This is a genomic window from Nonomuraea sp. NPDC023979, assembly GCF_040639085.1.
In the GTDB taxonomy this organism is placed as follows: Bacteria; Actinomycetota; Actinomycetes; order Streptosporangiales; family Streptosporangiaceae; genus Nonomuraea; species Nonomuraea ceibae.
On sequence record NZ_JBEZZG010000012.1, the window covers coordinates 20,893 to 40,539 of the forward strand.

The window sequence follows — 19,647 nt, forward strand, 5'->3', positions numbered from 1 at the left end:
CAGGTAAGCCAGATCGTCACAGGAGGGCTCTGGCGGTGTCAGCGGCGGGGTTGTCGAGCTCTTCGAGCAGGCGGACCGCCTCCTGGGCGTGAGTACGGGTCAGGGCGGTGTGGCCGAGGGCGTGACGGGCCTTGGCCAGGCCGAGGTGGCCGTGGGCGGCTTCGTGGGGATCGTCGATCTCCGTGGCCAGAGCGAGTGCGGCGTCGTGATCGATGAGGGCCTGATGGTGGTCGCCCATGGCTCGTGCGGCGGCGCCCAGGGCGTTCAGGGTCTCCGCCTGCAGGTGCGGGCCGAGGTCGCGGCTGATCGCGTAGGCGCGTTCGAAGGCGCGGCGAGCGGCGTCGTGCTCGCTCTGGTCGGTGTGGAGGTTGCCGAGGGCGAGTTGGGCGTTCCAGAGGCTTGCCTGGCTGCCGATCTCGTGGTTGATCCGCTGGGCCTGCGTCAGGTAGTCGCGGGCCAGGTCGGGCTTGCCCAGTTGCCTGTAGGTCTCGCCCATGTCGATCAGGAGGACCCCCGTGCCGACGCGGTTGTCCGCCTTCTGGAACAGTTCCAGTGCCTGTCGATAGTGGTCGTGGGCGCCGTGGACGTCGCCTCGGCGTTCGAGCGAGTGGCCCAGGAAGTGATGGCCCACCGCTTCGCCCTCCGGGTCGCCGGCCGCCCGGCAGGTGCTGATCGCCTCGTGGGCGTACTGGACGGCCTGGGCCACGTTCCCCAGGGCGTGGTGAGTTCTGGCCAGGTCCGCGAGGGTGCGGCCCTCGCTCCACAGGTCGGCTGCCTGCCGTACCGCTGAAAGGGTTTGCAGGTGGAGGGTGAGTGCGGCGCCGCGGCGGCCGCGTTCCTCCAGGAAGGGGAACAGGGTCGTGGACAGGAAGAAGGCCTGCGTGTGCCAGCCGTGTTCCGCCGCGTGCGCGCCGACGGCCAGGAGGGCGGGCAGCTCGGTGTCCAGCCAGGCCGCGGCGTCGGCGCGGTCGGACAGGGGTGGGGTCTCCAGGCCCGGGGCGGGCTCGTGCGGAGCTGGGAGAACCCTGTCCGCGTACCTGAGGTCGGCGGCCATGCCCGTCAGGTGGGTGTAGAACGCGAAGAGCCTGGTCAGGGCGGCCTTTGCGGAGGCGTCCTGTTCCTCCAGAACGGCGGCTGACCTGGCGTGGTCGCGCAGAAGGTCGTGGAAGGTGTAGCGGCCTGGTTCCTGCTGGAGGAGCATGTGGGTGTCCAGCAGGTCTTCCAGGAGCGACTCGGCACGCGTAACGGTCAGGCCGGCCAGCGCGGCGGCCGCGTAGGCGTCGATGTCCTGGCCGGGGTGGAGACCGAGCAGGCGGAACATGCGGCGATGGTCGGCGCTCAGCTGCTCGTACGACAGTCCGAAAGCGGCCGCGACGCCCCGTTCCGCGGTGGCCAGTTCGGCCAGGCGGCGGCCCTGGTCGCGCAGCCGTACGGCGAGGTAGTCCACGGTCCACCGGGGACGGTGGCGCAGCCGCGCGGCGGCGATGCGCACGGCCAGCGGAAGGAACCCGCACAGGCTCAGGACCTCGGCGACGGCTGCGGGCTCCGCCCGCGCGCGCGGCCCGACGACGCCGGTGAACAGCTCGACCGCGTCACGCTCCGAGAGCACGTCGACGGAGATGGCGTGGGCGCCGTCCAAGTCGGTCAGCCTGCGCCGGCTGGTGATCACGGCCATGCTGCCCGAACCGCCGGGCAGCAGCGGCCTGACGTGCTGGGCGTCGGCGGCGTTGTCGATGACGACCAGGGCGCGCAGCCCCGACAGTTCGGCGCGCCACAGCGCGGCGCGTTCGGAGGTCCCTGGCGGTACGCGCTCGGCGGGGACGCCGAGCTGGCGCAGCAGGATCTCCAGCGCGTCGCCGGGATCGACGGGGTCCCGGCCTGCGGTGTGGGCCTGCAGGTCGACGAAGAGCGCGCCGTCGGGGAAGCGCTCGGCGAGCAGGTGTCCCGCGTGTACGGCCAGCGTGGTCTTGCCGATGCCCGCCATGCCGTCGATCGCGACCACGCTCACCCCGTCGGGCAGCTGGGCGAGCCGCTCGAGCTCGGCGTCCCGGCCGGCGAAGTCGGGCACGTCGTACGGCAGGAAGTTCACCACCGCGGGCCGGTCGTCTCTCAGCACCGCCTCTTCGACGGCCGCGAACTCCCGGCTGGGGTCCAGGCCCTGCTGCGCGGCCAGCGTCGTGCGGTAGTCACGCGCGGCCGCCAGCGCCTCCGCCTGCCGTCCCGATCGGTGCAGCGCCAGCACGTACTGTCCGCGCAGGCGCTCCCGCAGCGGGTGGCCGGCCACTTCCGCGGCGAGCTCGTCCAGCAGCACGGCATACCGCCCGGCCTCCAGCTCCAGCTCCGCCAGCCGTTCCAGCGCCGTCAGCCGCTGCTCCTCCAGCAGGGCCCGGGTGGCGGGCACGAAGTCGGCCTGCACGTCGGCCAGCGCCTGCCCTCGCCAGAGCCCGAGCGCCTGGCGGATCTCCTCGCGGTCGCCCGCGGCCAGCCGCCTGAACTCGTGCACGTCCACCTGACCCGGCTCCGTCACCACGGCATAGCCGGCGGGACGCGTCTGCACGACGTTCTCGGCCTGCGCCGCGCGCAGCATCCGGCGTATCGCCATCACCGACGCCTGGACCTGCGCCTTGGCCGTCTCCGGTGGGGTCGGCCCCCACATCGCCTCGATCAGCCGGTCCGTGCTCACCGTGCTTCCCGCGTTCAGCAGAAGGTAGGCGAGCATCGCTCGATGCCGGGGCGCTCCGCCCAGCACATGCCCGTCAGCGCTCACCTCCACTGTGCCCAGGAGCGAGAAGCGCATAGAGACCATATGGGCGAATGTATCAACGCCCTCGCTCAGTATTTCTCCAGGCCGCGGCACGTACAGGACAGGAGGACACATGAGCGGAGACGCGCTGATCTCAGGTGCGGGTGTCGCGGGCATGTCGCTGGCGTACTGGCTGCACGGGCAGGGCTACGCGGTGACCGTGGTGGAGCGCGCCGCCGCGTTGCACGGCACCGGGTACGCGGTCGACTTCCGCGGGCAGGCGATCGGCGTCCTGGACGGCATGGGTCTGCTGTCGCAGATGCGCGATCACGCCACGGGACTGGGAGCGATCACGCTCGTCGACGGTGACGGGAAGCGGATCGGTGAGGTTCCCGGGGAGACGCTCGCCGGCGACCTGACGGTGCTCAAGCCCGATGTGACGCGCATCCTGCACAGCATCACCGCCGACGACGTCTGCTACGTCTTCAACGACTCGATCACCGCGATCGACCAGGGCGAGGACGGCGTCAGCGTCGAGTTCGAACGGGCGGCCGGGCGCAGGTTCGACCTGGTGGTCGGCGCCGACGGCGTCCACTCCGGCGTTCGCCGCCACGTCTTCGGTCCCGACCGCGACTTCGTCCAGCACCTGGGCATGTCGGGTGTCGGGTTCACCACGGCCAACCGGCTGGGCCTCGACCACGAGGGCCTGCTGTACAGCGGGCCAGGCAGGGCCGTCCACGTGTTCAGCTGCGGCGACCCCGGCAGGATGACCGTGAGCCTGTCGTTCGCCACCGCTTCGGCCGACGTGGACAGGCTCGGCCGCGGCTCGAAGGAACGCCTGGTCCGCGAGCGCTTCGCCGGCGCGGGATGGCTGGTGCCACGGCTGCTGGAGGAGATGCGGCTGGCTCGCGACTTCTCCTTCTTCTCCGCCTGCCAGATCGTCATGGACCGTTGGTCACACGGCCGCGTCGTCCTCGTCGGCGACGCCGGCTACTGCGCGGCGCCGATGGCGGGCATGGGCGCCTCCCAGGCCCTGATCGGGGCCCGCCTGCTGGCGGCCCGCCTGGTGGAGACGGACGGCGACCACACCGTCGCGTTCCCCGCCTACGAACGTGAACTACGCCCCTACGTCACCGAGAACCAGGCCAAGGGCGCAGAGGCGGCAAAGGCGTTCGGCTGCACCATCCGCCCATCCCATTGATTTTCCGTAACGCATCGAAGGAGCACACCATCATGTCCGTCACCCTTACCGAGCAGGACAAGAACACCCTGCGGATCGCCGCGTGGGGCGCCGTCTCGCTGATGTCCGCCGTCGGCGCCGCCGGCTCGGCGCACCAGGCCGGGACCGACGGTTCCCTCGCCCTGACCTCCGCGACCGGGCTGGTCGGGCACGTGCTCGCCAAGGCGCCCAAGGGTGTGAAGTACGGCAGGTCCGTGGCCGAGCTGGCCGATCAGGTGCTGCCGGCCCTGAACGCCTCCATGAGCCTGCTGAAGGAGCAGGCCGCGGCAGAGGCCGGCAACTTCCGGCGCACCGTCCTCGTCGCCGTCGAGGCAGCCGCCCGCACCCACCAGGGCGAGCCCAGTCCCACCGTGGCAGAGATGGCCCGCAAGATCACCGCAGCTCTGGACGCCGCTCCGGCCACGCCGCCCGGACAGGATCGCCCGGAGTTGCGGAAGCTCATCCAGGAGATGGTCGACTCCGGTTTCGTCGGAGTGACGCTGCGGGTGCGTGACGAGCAAGGCGAATGGGCAGGCAGCGCCGGGGCGGGCGAGCTCGCCGGGACCGAAGCGCCGCCGATCGACGGGCATGTCCGGATCGGCAGCAACACCAAGACGTTCACCGCCACCGTGGTGCTGCGACTGGTGGCCGAGGGCAAGATCGCCCTGGACACCCCGGTGGACGACTATCTGCCCGAGTTCGGGCTGGACCGGCGGATCACCGTGCGGATGCTGCTGCAGCACACCAGCGGGGTGTTCAACTTCACCGGCGAGTACTTCGAGGACGGCACGTTCGTGGCGGGGATCCCCGCCACCCCCGCTGGCAAGGCGTGGGTGGACAACCGGTTCCACAGCTACCGGCCGGAGGAGCTCGTACGACTGGCGCTGACCAAGCCGGCGAGGTTCGAGCCGGGCACCGACTGGAGCTATTCCAACACCAACTATGTGCTGGCCAGGCTGCTGATCGAGAAGGTCACCGGCCGCTCGGTCGCCGAGGAGATGCGGCGCCTCGTCCTGGGGCCTCTCGGCCTGACGGGCACCGTCCAGCCGACCACCGAGCAGGACATCCCCGCCCCGCACGCGCACGCCTACTACCGCTACGAGGAGGACGGCCAGGCCCGGACGGTCGACGTCACCCGGCACAACCCCTCCTGGATCTCCAGCGGCGGCGACATGATCTCCACCATCCGAGACCTGCAGACGTTCGTCACCGCGCTGCTGGGCGGCAAGCTGCTGCCGACCGAACTGCTGGCCGAGATGTGCACGCCGGAGTCCAAGGCCGGCTACGGCCTGGGCGTGTTCGTCCAGGAGACGCCGGGCGGCGGCACGGTCATCACGCACAACGGCGGCATGGCGGGCCACGCGGCCCTGATGTACGGCACACCCGGCGGAGGCAGGACGTTGACCGCCGCGCTGAACTACGTGGACGACGCCGACATGTCCATGGGCGCGGCATTCCAGCAGGCGACGCAGCGTCTGGTCGCCGAGGTGTTCGGCAGCGGCCAGGCCGGATCGGCTCAGTAGCCGGCGCCTCGATCACCCTGACCGCTGGTCTGCGCCAGCGGTCAGGGCACCTCAATGTCGCCAAGGCCAGGTGAAGGAGAGTGGACACCATGACGGTCACAGGCACCGTCGCCGACGGCTTCGAGAACGTCAGGGACGAGTTCGCCGCAGTCGTCACCGCCGAACCCGGGCTGGGCGCGCAGCTCGCCGTACGGCTGGCCGGCCGGCAGGTGGTGGACCTGTGGGCCGGGCCGGGAGTGCGCGGCGAATCCCTGTTCGCGCTGTACTCGTCCGGCAAGGGCGCGGCCTACCTGGTCGTCGCACTGCTGGTCCAGGACGGCGTGCTGCATCTGGACCAGGCCGTGGCCGCGCACTGGCCGGAGTTCGCCGCGGCGGGCAAGAGCGACCTCACCCTCCGAGACCTGCTCGGCCACCGTGCGGGGCTGATCGGCGTGGACGGCGGCTTCAGCGCGGCGGAGCTGGCCGACGACCGGCTGCTCGCCCTGCGGCTGGCCGCGCAGCGGCCCTACTGGCGGCCTGGGAGCGCGTACGGCTACCACGCCTTCGTCATCGGCGCGCTCATCGGCGAGGTGGTGCGCCGGGTGACCGGCCGGTCGATCCAGGAGATCTACGCCGAGCGGGTGCGAACCCCGTACGACCTGGACTTCTACCTGGGGCTGCCCGAGGCCCTGGAGCCGCGTTACGTGCCGGTGCGGGCGGCGCGTGACGACGGGCAGCGCGCTCCCGCGCCGGACAGCCTGACCGGGATCGCCTTCAACCTCAACGCCACCCCGCCGACCGACCTGGTGGAATTCGCCAACACCCGGTCCGTGCGCGCGCTGGGGCCCACCTCCTCGGGGAGCGTCGGCAACGCCCGCGGCCTGGCCACGCTCTACGCCGCGGCCATCTCCGAGGTCGACGGCCGGCCACCGTTGCTGACCCCTGAGACCCTGGCCGAGTTCACCGGACCACACTCGACCGGCGCCGACCTGGTCACCGGTGAGCCCGACCACTTCCTCCTGGGGTTCGAGGCCCAAGGGGTTCGCTATCCCCAGCTCGGCACCGGCGCGTTCGGGCACAGCGGCGCCGTGGGCGCCCAGTCGTTCGCCGACCCCCACCACGGGATCGCCTACAGCTACACGCGCAACCGCTTCGCCGCCGGCGGAGGTGGCGGAGCGCTGGAGAACCACCGGCTCATCGCCGCAGTGCTGCGCGCGATCGGCTAGACCGGGACACCGGTGGCATCCAGGAGACCCGTGCCCTCCGTGACTCAGCCGATGAGGAAGGATGTCAGGCTGTGCTTGATCTCAATGCGTTGCGCGCTCCGCGTACCCGCGTCCCCGGACCCGGCCTGCCGCACGTCAGCGACCTGAGCGGCCCCGGCAGGCTGAGGCTGCGCCACTACCGGCCGGCCGACGGGCCCCGGCCGATGATCGTGTTCCTGCACGGCGGCGCGTTCATCCTGGGCGACCTCGACAGCCACGATCGCATCTGCCGCCGGATCGCCGCCGCCTGCGACGTGGAGGTGCTGGCCGTCGACTATCGGCTCGCACCCGAGCACCCCTACCCGGCGGCGATCGACGACGCGGTCGAGGTGCTGCGCTGGGCGAAGCCGTGGGCCGTCGCCGGGGACAGCGCCGGCGGCTACCTGGCCACGATGGCCTGCCTGCGGCTGCGCGACGCCGGGGAGCCGCTGCCCGCCGCGCAGGTGCTCATCTGTCCGAACACCGATCTCACGCTCGCGTCGGCGAGCGTCCGGGAGCAGGGCGGGTGGGGGCTCGACCCGGCGTTCCTGCGCGAGGCGATCTCCTGCTGGACGCCCGACCCCGCCGACCCGGCCGCGAGCCCCTTGAGCGCGCCCAGCCTGCACGGCCTGCCGCCCGCCGTGGTGATCACCGCCGAGCGGGACCCCCTGCGTGACGAGGGCGAAGCCTATGCCGGGCGGCTGCGCGAAGCCGGTGTCGCGGTGACAAGCAGGCGGGAGGAGGGCCTGGAGCACGGCTTCATCCAGAATCTCGACGAGGCGGCGATCGCCGCCACCGAGCGGATTTTTCAGGATGTTCAACGGCTTCTGCCCTGACCTTCGGCATCGCCATCGTCGAGGGGCAGGCGACGCTCACCCGGTCGGGCATGCTGCTGGGCTCGCCCGGCTACATCGCCCCGGAGCGGCTGCGCGGTGGCGGCGCTGGTGACGGGCGGGGTTCTGCTGCGGGCGGCCCCGGGCGGTGCTGGAGGGCCCGGCGGCACGGCCGTCCTCAGTACGTCCGCCGGTGGGACGCCGTCCGCGTCGCCTGGCAGGGGGACGGCGGAGGCGGTTGTGCAGGTGGATCCGTGCACGCTGCCGAGCGAGGCGCAGGCGGAGCGCCACCCGGTACGCCCTGGGCAACCTGCCGTGACCGCCGGACCCCGGGTCAGGTCATGTCGCGCCGGTCGCGCAGGATGTCGACGCCGTCGCCGTCAAGTTCGTCGCAGAACACCGAGCGTCCGGTCGTGGCCATCACCAGCGCCAGCGTGGTGCCGGACACCAGCGGGCCGGAGCCCGTGGCGAAAGGGCCGTCGGTGGCGACGAGCCGCAGGCCGGTGATCCGTCTCTTGGCGGCGACGACCAGGTCCGAGCCCTGGTAGTACTCGGCCACCCGGGTGAGGGTCTCGATCGGGTAGTCGTGGCGAATGCCCAGCGGCCGCCGGATGTCCTCGGCATGCACGACCGTCTCACCCAGCATCGCGATGACCGGGAGCGGCGGCTTGGTGGTGCTCGTGATGACGCGGCGGAACCTGTCATGCGTCTCGGCCGTGGTCGCGCCCAGCTGCTCGGCCAGCCGCATGGCGACCTGCTTGTCGAAGTCGAACCGGTAGCGGATCACCCCCGCCAGCCACCGCACGCCGTTGAGGCTCGCCCCTGCGGTGAGGTGCGCCAGCACCTCCCGCACCGTCAACCCGGCACACAACGACGGCGTCTCCCACTGCTCGGCGGTCAGTCCCGCCAGGTCGCCCGCCAGAGCCGCTCGTTCGGCACGCACCAGCGGCCAGAGGTCAGCCGCGCGGCTGCCGCGTGCTTCCGGTGCCGGATCGGTCATGTCGGACGGCCTTTTCTCGTCAGTCACAGGAGTCCTCGCGTCAGGTCGGTCAGGAAGGGCGAAGGTGAAGACCTCCGCCAGGGCGCGAAATCATCGGTGACTTGCCGGTACGGGGCCACGGCCGCGCGATGCGTTCACCAGCAGCGGAGGTCCCAGGTGCCGGAGGAAATCATATCGACGGCGACCGACACGTGGCCGGCGGACTTCTGCAGGACGATGACGCTCGGCTCGGAGAAGTGCGTGTCAGCCCGCATGAAGGGAGCCGCCTCGTAGTAGCGCTTGATCTCCTCGGGCGGGCGTTCGGTGCGGAGGTTGAAGGTGAAGCCGACCCAGCAGTCGCCGGAGTCCCCGTTCAGGGGCTCCTGAGGTTCGGACCCGGCGAACGTCGTGCCCGGCGGCATCGGATGTTCGAGGGCTCGCTCCTCGAAGCTCGCCAAGCGATGATCGGTGATCCACTGGGGGACCGCCACGACGGCGTACAGCAGGAGGAAAGGCGCGGCGCCGATGGCCGCCCCGATGAGCACCCATTTCAGAACGGATGGCCGGGAGGGCTTACCCGTAGGTCGCACTCGCCAATGATCACACAGGAGCCGCAGGCCCGTGCTCGGTTCATTTCCGCGGGCGTTCGCTCGGGATCGATAATGGGCCGATGGCCTGGATCGGTGGATTGTCCGGTCGGCGGGGCGACGGTGTGATCGCGGCGGTCACCACCGCGGCCACCCTCGGCCCGCTGCTGGTGTCCGGCCCGAAGGCGTGGTGGATCGTCGCCCTGGGCGTGGCCGCCTCCGCGCCCGTCTACTGGCGCAGGCGCGCACCCATGACGGTGGCGCTGCTGGTCGGCGCCGCGATGAGCGTCATGGTCTTCTGGGAGAAGCCGTTCCTGCCGTTCGGCCCGCTGGTCGCCGTCCACACCATCGCCGACCGCAGCCCCGCGTGGCAGCGGCTGGCCGCGATCCCGGCGATCGCCGCCATCGTCGGGGTGTCCCTGGCGCTGCCGGGAGAGGACAGCGAGACGTTCCGCCTGGTCGGCATCGCTTTCGTGGCCGCGTACGCGCTCGGCACCAGCGCGCGGGCGAGCCGGTCACGTACCGCGGAACTGGCCGAACGGGCACGCCGCCTCGAACAGGAGCACGTCGCTGCGGTCGCCGAGGAGCGGGCGCGGATCGCCCGGGACATGCACGACATCATCACGCACGCCGTCGGGCTGATGGTCGTGCAGGCCGAGGCCGGGCCCGTGGTCGTCCGGAGCGACGCGCCCAGGGCCGAGGCCGTCTTCGACGCGATCGCCGACACCGGCAGGGGGGCGCTCACCGAGCTGCGCGGCCTGCTCGCGGCCCTGCGCACCTCGGCCGTCCCGGCGGGGGAGGACCTCGGGCCGGCGCAGCCGCGCCTGGACGGGCTCGCCTCGCTGGCCGGGCGGAGCGGCCTGGACGTGGACATCGCCGTGGAGGGCGAGCGGCGGCCGGTGCCCGCCGGCCTCGAAGCCGCCGTCTACCGGATCGTCCAGGAATCCCTCACCAACGTGCGCAAGCACGCCGGGGTGGACGCCGTACGGCTGCGACTGCGATGGACCGCGCAGGAGCTGGTCGTCGAGCTCGCCGACGAGGGCGGCGGCCCGGCCCGAGGCGGCAGCGGCTACGGCCTGATCGGCATGCGGGAACGCGCGGCGGCGTGCGGCGGGACCCTCACCGCCGGGCCGGGACCGGCCGGCGGATACGTGGTCAGGGCCGTCTTTCCGCTTGAATAGCGCACATGCTGCGCGTGCTCGTCGCCGACGACCAGGATCTCTTCCGGGCCGGGTTCGGCCTGATCCTCGGCGCTCAACCTGACATGCTGGTGGTGGGGGAGGCGGCGGACGGCGACGAGGCGATCGCGCTGGCCGGGCGGCTGTGTCCGGACGTCGTCCTGATGGACGTGCGGATGCCGGGCCGGAACGGCATCGAGGCCACCCGTGAGATCTGCGCGACCACCTCCGCGAAGGTGCTGGTGCTGACGATGTTCGACCTGGACGAGTACGTGTACGACGCCGTACGCGCGGGCGCGAGCGGCTTTCTGCTCAAGGACATCCGCCGCGACGAGCTGGCGCACGCGGTGCGCACCGTCGCCGCCGGTGAGGCGCTGCTGGCTCCCGCCGCCACCCGCAGGCTGCTGGAGAGCCTGGTCAGACGGCCGGCCCACGACCCGATGCCGCGCCTGGCGGGACGGCTGGAGGCGCTCACCGAGCGGGAGCGCGAAACACTCAGGCTGGTCGCCCGCGGCCTGTCGAACGCCGAGGTCGCCGCCACGCTCGTGGTCACCGAGCACACGGTCAAGACGCACGTCAGCCGCATCCTGACGAAGCTGGGCCTGCGGGACCGGGTGCAGGCGGCGGTGTTCGCCTACGAATGCGGCCTGGTGGTCGCCGGTGAGAGTGACCTCGGGGATCATACTCAGGACTGACGCGCCACCGGGGTCGCCTCCAGCAACATCGTCGCCATGAGACGTGCCCTGATCCCGCTCGTCGCGGCTCTGGCCTCGGCTGTCCTGCTGCACTTCGGCACCGGCCTGCACCCCGTGGCCTGGCTGACCTGGCTCGCTCCCTTGCCCGTGCTGGTCGCCGCTCCCCGGGTGGGGGCCTGGCTCGCGTTCGCCTCGGGCGCCCTGGCCTGGCTGGGCGGGCAGCTCCAGCTGTGGCCGTACTTCGCCGGGACGATCGAGATGCCCGCCCTGGTGGCGGCCGGTCTTCTCGGCGGGCCGGCGCTGCTGTACGGCCTCGGCGTGCTGCTGCACCGCTCGCTGCTGGCGCGGCGGCGGCCGTTGACGGCCGCGCTCGCCGTGCCGGCGCTGTGGGTCGGCGTCGAATACCTGATGGCGCGGGCCGGTCCGCACGGCGCCTGGTGGAGCCTGGCCTACACCCAGGCCGACGTGCTGCCCGTCCTGCAGACGGCGTCCGTCACGGGAGTGTGGGGGATCACCTTCCTGCTCCTGTTCGCGCCCGCCGCCGTGGCCGCGCTGCTCGCGCCCGGCGCGACGCACCGGCTCCACGTCGCGGTGACCGCGGGCGCGCTGGCGGCGCTGGTCGCGGCGTACGGCTTCACCCGGCTCGGCGCCGGCCAGGACGGCGAGGGGCACCGTACGGTCGCGCTGATCTCCACCGACCACCCGCGCGACACCGCGGAGCTGGACTCCCCGCAGGGGCGCGACCTGCTCCAGCGCTACGGCCAGGCTGTCGACGCGGCCGCCGCCCGCGGGGCCGAGATCGTGGTGCTGCCGGAGAAGACGTTCGAGGCCGACACCCCTCGGCTGCCGCCGGCCGGGCCGGGGGTCGAGGTCGTCACCGGCGTCGCGCGCGGCGCCGGCGCGACGCGGACGAACACCGCGCTGGCCACCCCGACCGGCGTCCGCTACGACAAACACCACCTGATACCCGGGCTGGAGTCGGAGTTCACCCCTGGACGGGCGCTGGCCTTCCTCGACCGGACCACCCTGGGGCTGATCATCTGCAAGGACCTCGACTTCCCGTGGCTGGTGCGGCAGTACCGCCAGGCCGGCGCCACCGCGCTGCTCGCGCCCGCCTGGGACTTCGACGACGACGCCTGGCTGCACAGCCGGATGGCGATGGTCCGCGGCGTGGAGAGCGGGCTGTCGGTGGCTCGCGCGGCCCGCCAGGGGTTCCTCACGGTGAGCGACACCCGAGGGCGGGTGCTGGCCGAGGGCCGCAGCGGCGAGCCCGGGGTGAACACGGCGAACACGGTGAACACGGTGAGCACGGTGAGCACGGTGAGCACGGTCAACACGGTGTACGCGGCGCTGCCGCGGCAGGGCGCCTCCACCGTCTACACCAGCCTGGGCGACTGGGCCGCCTGGTCCTCGATCGCGCTCTTGATCGTCGCGCTCACCAGGCTCCGCACCCGCCAGGTCGGGCCGGTCTTACCTGGTCAGAAGCAGTGAGCCGGCGTCACGGGTGCCCGTCCATGCCCCGCGGGGTGGTGGCGTCGGCCGGGTCAGGCGTCGCTGGGGCCCGGCCGCCAGCCGACGCGCTGGGCCCACGTGTCGGCGCGGCGCACGATGTCCCAGACGAAGGGCTCCTTGGCGGAGACATACCGGTGCCGGTCATCACGGAACTGCCGCGCGCACCGCCGCTTCACCTCGGCGAACTCGGCCGCGGCGTCAGGATGGGCGCGCAGGTAGTCGCGGAACAGCAGGGGCAGCTGCTGGGAGAAGCTGCCGAGCTCGCGTACGTGAACGTGGGTGCGGCGGCTGCCCGGGGCCTCGCGGAAGTAGCGCTTGGTCAGCTCGGGGTTGTCCGCCCGATGCGTCAGGCCGAGCCGCTCCAGCGGAATCCTGTACGCGTCCAGCGGTTCCAGCGAGCGTACCGAGACCTGGATGTCGATGACCGGCTTGGCGGCGAGGCCGGGCACCGACGTCGAGCCAATGTGGTCCACCCGTAGGGCGCCGTCGCCGAGTGCCCCGCGCAACGTCTTCCCGATCGCGGCGAACTCCGCCTGCCAGGCCGGGTCATGGTCCACGACCTCGATCGAATCGCCCATGCCCTGATTGTCCCTGCTGGGCGCACCAGGGCTTACGGCAGTCCTATTATGTAAACGCATCCGTATGCGTATACAAATTGGAGGTGGCCGAGATGCTGAAGGTTCTGGGCAAGATCGGGTTACTCGCCCCCGCGTTCGCGGTCGGCGCCGCGTGGCTGGTCGTGCTGCGGATGAAGGACGTGCCGGTGCCGCTGCTGGTGGCCTATGGACTGCTGCTGGCCGGGGCGGTGGTCGGGCTGCTGTGGCCCGGCGTGTTCGGCCGGCCGGCCACACGGCGCCGGGTGCCGGCGTACCTCGGGGTCCTGGCCGGTCTGGGCACCCTCGGGCTCTACCTCGCGGTCGTCTACTACGTCACGGACCTGCCGGTGCTGCTCGCCCTGGCCGCCGTCGCCTGCCTGGTGTGGGCGGCGGCCGCCTTCCTGCGCGGGCGCCGGGCGGCGGGCGGGCGGGAGGCGCGGAGCACCAGGCGCGCCTTCCTGTCAGGCGGCGCCGGGCTGGTGCTGGGAGCGCTGGGCGTGCTGTCCGTCGATCGGGTGGAACGGCAGCGACGCGAGGTGCTGGCGCGGGGCGAGCAGGAGCGGCGGGCGGCCGTGCGCGCCCCGGGCGCGCGGCGGCGGATCGACGACGGCGCCGTACGGGTGTTCCCGATTCACACCGGCGACACCATCGTCACGTACGGCCAGTTCTACGGCGGTCTGGACGGCTGGGAAGGGCTGAACGGCTACCTGCGCACCCTGGTGGACAAGGCGCAGATCGCGGTGCCGGTGTTCGCCTACCTCATCGACCACCCCCGGCACGGCCTCCTGCTGGTCGACAGCGGCGTCAACTGGGAACAGGCCCACGATCACGACGGGTACTACAACCACAACCAGATGGTCTCGCGCCTGCTGACCCAGCGCGACGAGTACAGGCTGACCCCCGATCAGGACCTGCGGGTACGTCTGGCCCGGCTCGGCTACGACGCGAGGGAGATCACCACCGTGTTCCTCACCCACGTCCACGACGACCACGCCGGCGGGCTGCGCGGCCTGCCCCAGGCGACGGTGGTGCTGGACCGCCGCGACTGGGAGCACGGCACGGTCTACCCGTACTCCTTCGACCTGGTCAAGGACAACCTGTCCTTCCCCGCCTTCGACTCCGGCGCCTTCGGCCCGTTCCCCGCCGCCCAGGACCACTTCGGCGACGGCAGCCTCGTCCTGCTCCCCACCCCCGGCCACTCGCCGGGCCACATGTGCGTGCTGCTGCGCCTGGACTCCGGCAGCGTGCTGTTCATGGGCGACACGCTCTACACCCTGCCCCACCTGGCCACGGACCAGGTCCGCCAGATGACCATCGGCGGCGTCGACACGACCCGCCAGCTCGAGGCCGCCCGGCGCATCCAGAGCCTGCTGGCCGCCGACCCCGCCACCGTGCCGTTGTTCGCCCACGACAACACCCGCTACCAGTCCGGCCTGGTCGCCTCCGCGTTCGCCCACGGGACGCCCGGCGAGGAAGGGGTACGGGAGCTGCGCCGGTACATGGAGAGCGTCCTCACCCCCGGCTGGCGGCTGCGGCCCGGGCACACCCCCCACTTTGTGCCGCCCCCGTCCGGCGCCGACCTGGGGCGAGTGGAGTTCCGATGACCTCCACGCGGACGACGCCGACCTCGACACCGTGATCGACATGATCGTCGGGGCGGCCATGTACCGCATGCTCATCGACCCGGACACACCAGCCGGCCCCGCCGCCACCCGCCAGTACCTGCGGGCCGTCCTCCGCCAAGCCGACCGGCTGCTGCGGCCCCCTGACGCGCCCCCTCCTCGGCAGGAACGCCTCGGGGCGCCGCCGGAACGCGTCACGCGGGTGAAGGCGTGCAGGCGGGGCGGGTTTCGGCAAGGGTCAGGCAGGGGAGGGCGTCACCCCGGCCAGGAGCTTCGCGGTGTCTGCCGGCGACTCCACCGGGAAGTGGTGGCTGCCCAGGTCGACGAGCACGATGTCGAGCCGGTCACCGTAGCGGTCGATCGCATCCTGCGTGATGAGGTCACGGATCGCGAACACGGTGATCGGCTGCTCCGTCTCGCGCAGCGCCGCGTCCATGTCCCAGCGCACCAGGCCCTCGATGGAACGCAGCCCGGCGGGCTGACGCACGGCTGCCATCTTCTCGAAGTACGCGTCCTTGAGAGCCGGGTCGGTCCCGATCGGCGAGCCTCCCTCCACCAGGCCCCGGACGCCCGCGGCGAAGTCCTCCCTGAACACGCGCAGCATCGCCTCGGCCTGCTGCTCGCTCATCGCCGGGAACAGGGACAGATAGTGCAAGGCGTCGAGCGCGACCACGTGCGAGACCCTGCCGGGCAGCAGCCGGCCCACCTCGACGGCGACCGCCCCGCCGAGGGAATGCCCGGCCACGACCACCCTGTCCACCGACTCAGCCTCCAGCACCGCGGCCACGTCGCGGGCGAACTCTTCGATCGTCCAGACCTCCCGCGCCGACCGCGACTCGCCGTGCTCGGCGAGGTCGATCGCCAGCACGCGATGGTCGTCGGGCAGATGGTCGGTTACGGCGTCGAAGTCGCCGCGGTCGCACGCCCAGCCATGAATGAGAGCCAGGGCCGGTCCTCCCGCCGGACCGCTGGCCGTGTAGCGGATCGTCGTGCCACCGGGCCGCCGGACCTCCCGGTCCTGCCTGATCCTGTGCTTAGTTGTCATGCTTCGTCCTCATTTCGCGAGATTTGCAGGGATGTCTTCGTCGGGGCCTCAGTCGCAGGGGACCGGGGCCATGCGGGACTGGAGCCGTAGCTGGTTCAGGCGCAGGAGGAAGGCGGAGAAGGTGATCAGCGCGATCGCCAGCGCGTAGATCACGGTGGCGGACCTCAGTCCCAGGGCGGTGACGGCGATGCCGCCGAGCACGGCGGGCACGCTGTTGCCCAGATAGTTGATGACGTTCGCCAGAGCGAAGACCGCGCCGCGCTCGTGTGGCCTGGCGATCCGGGCGAAGGTGCCGAACGTGGCCAGCACCGACCCGCCGAAGCCGATGCCCGCGACGACGGTGCCGGCCGCGGCGAGCCAGACGAGATCGCCCGCCACCCCGGCGAGCGAGATCAACGTGCCGAGCCCGAGCAGCGCCGCGGCGGGAGCCAGCAGCGAGGACGCCGGGCGGGAGCGGAGCAGGGCGACCGCGAGCGCCGCGGTGCCCGCCAGCAACGTCACGACGACACCGCCGATGAGATGGCTGCGCAGCCCCAGCAGCTCCGCGGCGACCGACGGGCCGAGGGACAGATACATGCCGGCCAGCGCCCAGGTGGCGATCATCGCCGGCACCAGCGGGACGATGTCGGCGCGCAGGTGTGCGGGCATCGCCACCCGGGGGCGAAGGGAGGCCAGCGCTCCCGGCCTGCGCAGCGACGTCTCCGGCAGCAGGGCGACGACCGCCCCCGCCGCAACCATGCCTCCGAGCAGCAGCGCATAGATCAACCGGGTCGGCGCCGGACCGAACTCCACCAGCACACCACTGCCGACCGCGCCCAGAGCCAGCCCGGTCAACGGCGCCACCGACGTGACCACGCCCGCCCGGCCGCGAGCCGACTCCGGTTCGAGATCGACCAGAGTGGCGCTCAGCGCGGTCGTCGCCGCCCCGGTCGCGACACCCTGCAGCACCCGGGCGGCGGACAGCACCCACACGTCTCCCGCGACCAGGAACAACAGCAGCGCGACCGCCTCCAGCCCGATCGCCGCCGCGAGCACCGGCCGGCGACCGAGATGATCCGACAGCGCTCCCACGACCAGCAACGAGGCCAGCAGGCCGAACACGTAGAGAGCGAAGACCACGGTCAGCACCCACGCCGTGAACCGCCACTGCTGCTGGTAGATCACGTAGATCGGTGACGGCGCACTGGAAGCGGCCAGGAACAGCACCAGGACGGCGGCCACGGACGAGAAGGCGCCCCTCCACGGCCGGCGGTGCGGACCGGCGGCAGGAGGGGCGGTGCAGGAGGACGCGGTATCGCAGGAATCAACAGACACTGGGACCTCGCAGTGATCGTTGCGTTAGTGGCTGGAAACGTACCACAAACGCAGTGATTACTGCGAATTAAAAGCAGTGATCGATGCAATAATGGAGACATGCCAGCTCAGAGCTCTCCACCGCGCACCGACAGCCGGCCCGGAGGTCGCTCAGCCCGGGTCCGGGCGGCCGTCCACCAGGCGGTCAAGGAACTGCTCGCCGACGAGGCCGGCGACGCGCTGACGATCCCGGTCATCGCCGCGCGCGCGGGGGTGCACGCCACAACCGTCTATCGCCGCTGGGGCTCCGTCGGCGAGCTGCTCGCCGACGTGGCGACCAGCCGCTTCTCCGGCGATGTCGTGGTCCCCGACACCGGCAGCCTCCGCGAGGACCTGGAACGCTATGCGTACGACCTCGCCAGGGACCTCAGCGACCCGGACACTCTCGCGCTCGTACGCGCCATCGTCGGCACGGGAGGGGAAGGCGCCGGCGTGTGCCGCATGGAGCGGCAGCGACAGCTCGAAGCCATCATCGAACGGGAGCAGGCGCGGGGTAACGAGGTTCCGACCATCGAACGCGCCATAGAGACCCTGCTCGCCCCCCTCTACTACCGGGCCGTCTTCACCGACCAGCCCCTTTCGCCCGAATGGGCGCGTTCGCTCGTGTCGCACCTGCTACCGAAATAGCCTGACGCCGCGCCGCCGAGAACCTCGTCCATGCAGCCCTCCCGTCAAACGGGCAGAGGTGGCCACAGGCGTGAAGCTCTGGGGGCGGGGCGCGGCGTACGACGTCGGCTCCGAGCAGGCAGCAGGAGCCGGCGGCCTGCGGGCGCTCCGGAAGCTGTGCCCGCCGGCCGAGACCAACCGGCGGATCGGCACGAGCGGGAGGTCAGCGGCGGCTCTTCCCGCATCCCTTCGGCGGGGACGCGGGCGGCCCGGTCCAGCCCGATTCGGGGCCGCGAGCCTGGTAACCCATGATCTCTCCCTTGGTCGCTCCCAGGGCGGTGCGGGCCGCGTGGGAGACGCGCGCCAGCGTCACCCCCGTCGCCGGGTCGAGGATGTGCCTGTCGTAGACCGGCAGTTCCTTGCGCGGCTTGTCGGAGTACACCAGGGAGCCTCCCGCACCGCCGAAGTCCACGGACATGCCCCTTCTGCCCAGCGGGTCCGTCACCGTGCCCACGACCTTGGTGGTCGGCAGGCCGGCCAGAACGCGGATGATCGCGGCGCGCTGGGCGGGGCTGAGCGGCATGCTCAGGAGGTTCGCGGTGATCGGCAGGAACTCCTCGAACGGCTGAGTGAAGCCGCGGCCGTTCCAGGTCTCGTGATAGGCGCGGAACCGCTTCACGAGCTGGGCCGGATCGGTGGGGATCGCGGCCAGGTCCGCCATGGTGAACTCGCTGACCGAGGTGTCGGGATAGGTTCCCGCGGGATTCAGGCTCAGGCTGTACGTGCAGTCCTCCGGCTCGTCGGCGACCGGAATCGGCTCGCACGGCCCGCTGGTCTCGCAGTGCCCCTTGACCTGGGCGGGAGCGCCCGCCGCCCGCCAGGCGCGCTCGTCCGCGGCCGTGGCCGGGCGGGCGCTGTCCTGCCGCCATACCTGCGTGAGCACCGGATCGGCGGGATCGCGCGGCTGCCAGGTCTCGCGGCGGCCGGTCACGATGAGTTTGTAGCCGCGGACGGACAGGCTCTTGCCGTCGATTCGCACGTCCCGCCAGTAGGCGCCGCCGGCTGCGGGCAGCTTCTCGATCCTGTCGGCCAGGTCGTACAGTTCCTGGTTGGTTCTCGGCGGAGTGAGCACGGCGGTGCCCGGCGCCAGGTTCGTCACCACCGCGAGGACCAGGGCCACGATCGCGGCCGTGGACAGCGGCGCCCACAGGACCACCAGGCGGGACCGCGGGGGACGGCCCGGGCGCGCGAGTGCTGGTGGCGCCTCGGCGGTGGCCCTGAGCAGCAGGTCGTCAGCGGAGACGGGTGATCCGCGGCCCAGCGAGGCCGGGCGGGCCAGGGCGAGCAGGTCCATCGCGTCGGGCTTGCGGCTCATCGCAGGTTCCTTCCTGGAACGGTCACGGGCTTGCGGGGTGTGGTGGTGCCGGTGGATTCGACCGCCGTCTGGAGCCGGCGGCGCGCCCGGTGCAGGCGGACGAAGAAGGCGGCCTTGGTGCAGCCGAGCACCGTGGCCGCTTCCGTGGTGGACAGGCCGTGCCAGGTGGTCAGGGTCAGGATCTCCTTGTCGGCCTCGGACAAGCCGGCCAGAGCGCGGAGTACGGCGACGCGTTCGGTGGCGTGCTCGCCCACGTCGGTGGCCGCCTCGTCGGTCCACCTGCGCAGTTCGGCTTCCAGGGATTCGCGCCGTGCGGCCTGCCGGTAGTTGTCACGCAGGATGTTGCGAGCGACGCGGAGCAGCCAGGGCAGCGGCGCCTGTTCGGGGATGCTGTCCAGACGCCGCCAGGCCACCAGGAAGGTCTCGCTGACCACTTCCTCCGCGAGTTGGTGCCCGGCGCGACTCGCCGCATAGCCGTACACCCGCGCTTGGTAGGTGTTGTAGAGCGCGGTGAAGCGCTCAGGTGGGTTTGGCAAGCCGGGTTCCTTCGGTCAGGGA

General features: G+C 71.9%; 17 protein-coding genes. 9 read left to right on the plus strand and 8 right to left on the minus strand.

The annotated features are described in order from the left end of the window. Nucleotides 1–16 precede the first annotated feature (16 nt). A complete protein-coding gene (locus AB0G11_RS21820) occupies nt 17–2,920 on the minus strand; it encodes a BTAD domain-containing putative transcriptional regulator (RefSeq protein ID WP_357587724.1) in 2,904 nt (967 codons plus the stop codon). Between AB0G11_RS21820 and AB0G11_RS21825 the strand changes: the two genes are divergently transcribed. The 4 genes from AB0G11_RS21825 to AB0G11_RS21840 all read left to right on the plus strand — a co-directional run bounded on the left by AB0G11_RS21825 (nt 2,877) and on the right by AB0G11_RS21840 (nt 7,544). Next, on the plus strand, nt 2,877–3,944 hold the full coding sequence (locus AB0G11_RS21825; protein WP_357587726.1) for an FAD-dependent monooxygenase: 1,068 nt from the start codon (nt 2,877–2,879) through the stop codon (nt 3,942–3,944). The genes AB0G11_RS21820 and AB0G11_RS21825 overlap by 44 nt on opposite strands. 32 nt (nt 3,945–3,976) lie before the next feature. Next, on the plus strand, nt 3,977–5,485 hold the full coding sequence (locus AB0G11_RS21830; RefSeq protein WP_357587728.1) for a serine hydrolase domain-containing protein: 1,509 nt from the start codon (nt 3,977–3,979) through the stop codon (nt 5,483–5,485). An 89-nt stretch (nt 5,486–5,574) separates the two neighbouring features. Continuing rightward, nucleotides 5,575–6,690, plus strand: a complete 1,116-nt coding sequence (locus AB0G11_RS21835) for a serine hydrolase domain-containing protein (protein WP_357587730.1) — start codon at nt 5,575–5,577, stop codon at nt 6,688–6,690. A gap of 71 nt (nt 6,691–6,761) precedes the next feature. After that, the gene (locus AB0G11_RS21840; protein ID WP_357587732.1) at nt 6,762–7,544 is read left to right on the plus strand and encodes an alpha/beta hydrolase; all 783 of its coding nucleotides are present in this window, start codon (nt 6,762–6,764) and stop codon (nt 7,542–7,544) included. 331 nt (nt 7,545–7,875) lie between these two features. On the opposite strand, the gene AB0G11_RS21845 is transcribed toward AB0G11_RS21840, so the two are convergent. Further along, entirely contained in the window at nt 7,876–8,541 is a 666-nt protein-coding gene (locus AB0G11_RS21845; protein ID WP_357587734.1) for a maleylpyruvate isomerase family mycothiol-dependent enzyme, read from the minus strand. Between the two features lie 134 nt (nt 8,542–8,675). Further along, nucleotides 8,676–9,065 carry a hypothetical protein gene (locus tag AB0G11_RS21850; protein ID WP_219507123.1) on the minus strand — a complete coding sequence of 130 codons (390 nt, stop codon included), beginning with the start codon at nt 9,063–9,065 and terminating at the stop codon, nt 8,676–8,678. 125 nt (nt 9,066–9,190) lie between these two features. Between AB0G11_RS21850 and AB0G11_RS21855 the strand changes: the two genes are divergently transcribed. Genes AB0G11_RS21855 through AB0G11_RS21865 form a run of 3 tightly spaced genes read left to right on the plus strand, consistent with a single transcriptional unit; the run spans nt 9,191 to nt 12,471 of the window. Then, the gene (locus tag AB0G11_RS21855; protein ID WP_357587736.1) at nt 9,191–10,288 is read left to right on the plus strand and encodes a histidine kinase; all 1,098 of its coding nucleotides are present in this window, start codon (nt 9,191–9,193) and stop codon (nt 10,286–10,288) included. Nucleotides 10,289–10,293: 5 nt separating this feature from the next. Next, on the plus strand, nt 10,294–10,980 hold the full coding sequence (locus AB0G11_RS21860) for a response regulator transcription factor (protein ID WP_357587738.1): 687 nt from the start codon (nt 10,294–10,296) through the stop codon (nt 10,978–10,980). A gap of 36 nt (nt 10,981–11,016) precedes the next feature. Further along, nucleotides 11,017–12,471, plus strand: coding sequence for a hypothetical protein (locus tag AB0G11_RS21865; protein WP_357587740.1), 1,455 nt, complete (start codon nt 11,017–11,019; stop codon nt 12,469–12,471). 53 nt (nt 12,472–12,524) lie between these two features. On the opposite strand, the gene AB0G11_RS21870 is transcribed toward AB0G11_RS21865, so the two are convergent. Beyond that, nucleotides 12,525–13,070 (minus strand): GrpB family protein, encoded by a 546-nt coding sequence (locus AB0G11_RS21870; RefSeq protein WP_357587742.1) that lies wholly within the window; start codon nt 13,068–13,070, stop codon nt 12,525–12,527. 92 nt (nt 13,071–13,162) lie between these two features. On the opposite strand from AB0G11_RS21870, the gene AB0G11_RS21875 reads away from it, so the two are divergent. Beyond that, nucleotides 13,163–14,692, plus strand: coding sequence for an N-acyl homoserine lactonase family protein (locus AB0G11_RS21875; RefSeq protein WP_357587744.1), 1,530 nt, complete (start codon nt 13,163–13,165; stop codon nt 14,690–14,692). Between the two features lie 256 nt (nt 14,693–14,948). Here the strand turns inward: AB0G11_RS21875 and AB0G11_RS21880 are convergent, their stop codons facing one another. Next, nucleotides 14,949–15,755 (minus strand): alpha/beta fold hydrolase, encoded by an 807-nt coding sequence (locus tag AB0G11_RS21880; protein ID WP_357587746.1) that lies wholly within the window; start codon nt 15,753–15,755, stop codon nt 14,949–14,951. A 48-nt stretch (nt 15,756–15,803) separates the two neighbouring features. Then, complete coding sequence (locus tag AB0G11_RS21885; protein ID WP_357587748.1) at nt 15,804–16,976, minus strand: MFS transporter; 1,173 nt, start codon at nt 16,974–16,976, stop codon at nt 15,804–15,806. 192 nt (nt 16,977–17,168) lie between these two features. On the opposite strand from AB0G11_RS21885, the gene AB0G11_RS21890 reads away from it, so the two are divergent. Next, a complete protein-coding gene (locus tag AB0G11_RS21890; protein ID WP_357587750.1) occupies nt 17,169–17,735 on the plus strand; it encodes a TetR/AcrR family transcriptional regulator C-terminal ligand-binding domain-containing protein in 567 nt (188 codons plus the stop codon). Nucleotides 17,736–17,937: 202 nt separating this feature from the next. Here AB0G11_RS21890 and AB0G11_RS21895 read toward each other — a convergent pair whose 3' ends face one another. Together AB0G11_RS21895 and AB0G11_RS21900 are read right to left on the minus strand one after the other, a co-directional pair. Further along, nucleotides 17,938–19,089: a hypothetical protein gene (locus tag AB0G11_RS21895; protein WP_357587752.1), complete on the minus strand. Its 1,152-nt coding sequence runs from the start codon at nt 19,087–19,089 to the stop codon at nt 17,938–17,940. Then, on the minus strand, nt 19,086–19,625 hold the full coding sequence (locus AB0G11_RS21900; RefSeq protein ID WP_357587754.1) for a sigma-70 family RNA polymerase sigma factor: 540 nt from the start codon (nt 19,623–19,625) through the stop codon (nt 19,086–19,088). The genes AB0G11_RS21895 and AB0G11_RS21900 overlap by 4 nt, the downstream gene beginning before the upstream one ends. Between the last annotated feature and the right edge of the window lie 22 nt (nt 19,626–19,647).

Excerpts from the sequence above, each read along its gene's own strand:
- AB0G11_RS21825 (WP_357587726.1), top strand. The coding sequence starts at position 2,877 with ATGAGCGGAGACGCGCTGATCTCAGGTGCGGGTGTCGCGGGCATGTCG.
- AB0G11_RS21820 (WP_357587724.1), bottom strand. The coding sequence starts at position 2,920 with ATGCCCGCGACACCCGCACCTGAGATCAGCGCGTCTCCGCTCATGTGT.
- AB0G11_RS21830 (WP_357587728.1), top strand. The coding sequence starts at position 3,977 with ATGTCCGTCACCCTTACCGAGCAGGACAAGAACACCCTGCGGATCGCC.
- AB0G11_RS21835 (WP_357587730.1), top strand. The coding sequence starts at position 5,575 with ATGACGGTCACAGGCACCGTCGCCGACGGCTTCGAGAACGTCAGGGAC.
- AB0G11_RS21845 (WP_357587734.1), bottom strand. The coding sequence starts at position 8,541 with ATGACCGATCCGGCACCGGAAGCACGCGGCAGCCGCGCGGCTGACCTC.
- AB0G11_RS21855 (WP_357587736.1), top strand. The coding sequence starts at position 9,191 with ATGGCCTGGATCGGTGGATTGTCCGGTCGGCGGGGCGACGGTGTGATC.
- AB0G11_RS21860 (WP_357587738.1), top strand. The coding sequence starts at position 10,294 with ATGCTGCGCGTGCTCGTCGCCGACGACCAGGATCTCTTCCGGGCCGGG.
- AB0G11_RS21865 (WP_357587740.1), top strand. The coding sequence starts at position 11,017 with ATGAGACGTGCCCTGATCCCGCTCGTCGCGGCTCTGGCCTCGGCTGTC.
- AB0G11_RS21870 (WP_357587742.1), bottom strand. The coding sequence starts at position 13,070 with ATGGGCGATTCGATCGAGGTCGTGGACCATGACCCGGCCTGGCAGGCG.
- AB0G11_RS21875 (WP_357587744.1), top strand. The coding sequence starts at position 13,163 with ATGCTGAAGGTTCTGGGCAAGATCGGGTTACTCGCCCCCGCGTTCGCG.
- AB0G11_RS21880 (WP_357587746.1), bottom strand. The coding sequence starts at position 15,755 with ATGACAACTAAGCACAGGATCAGGCAGGACCGGGAGGTCCGGCGGCCC.
- AB0G11_RS21890 (WP_357587750.1), top strand. The coding sequence starts at position 17,169 with ATGCCAGCTCAGAGCTCTCCACCGCGCACCGACAGCCGGCCCGGAGGT.
- AB0G11_RS21895 (WP_357587752.1), bottom strand. The coding sequence starts at position 19,089 with ATGAGCCGCAAGCCCGACGCGATGGACCTGCTCGCCCTGGCCCGCCCG.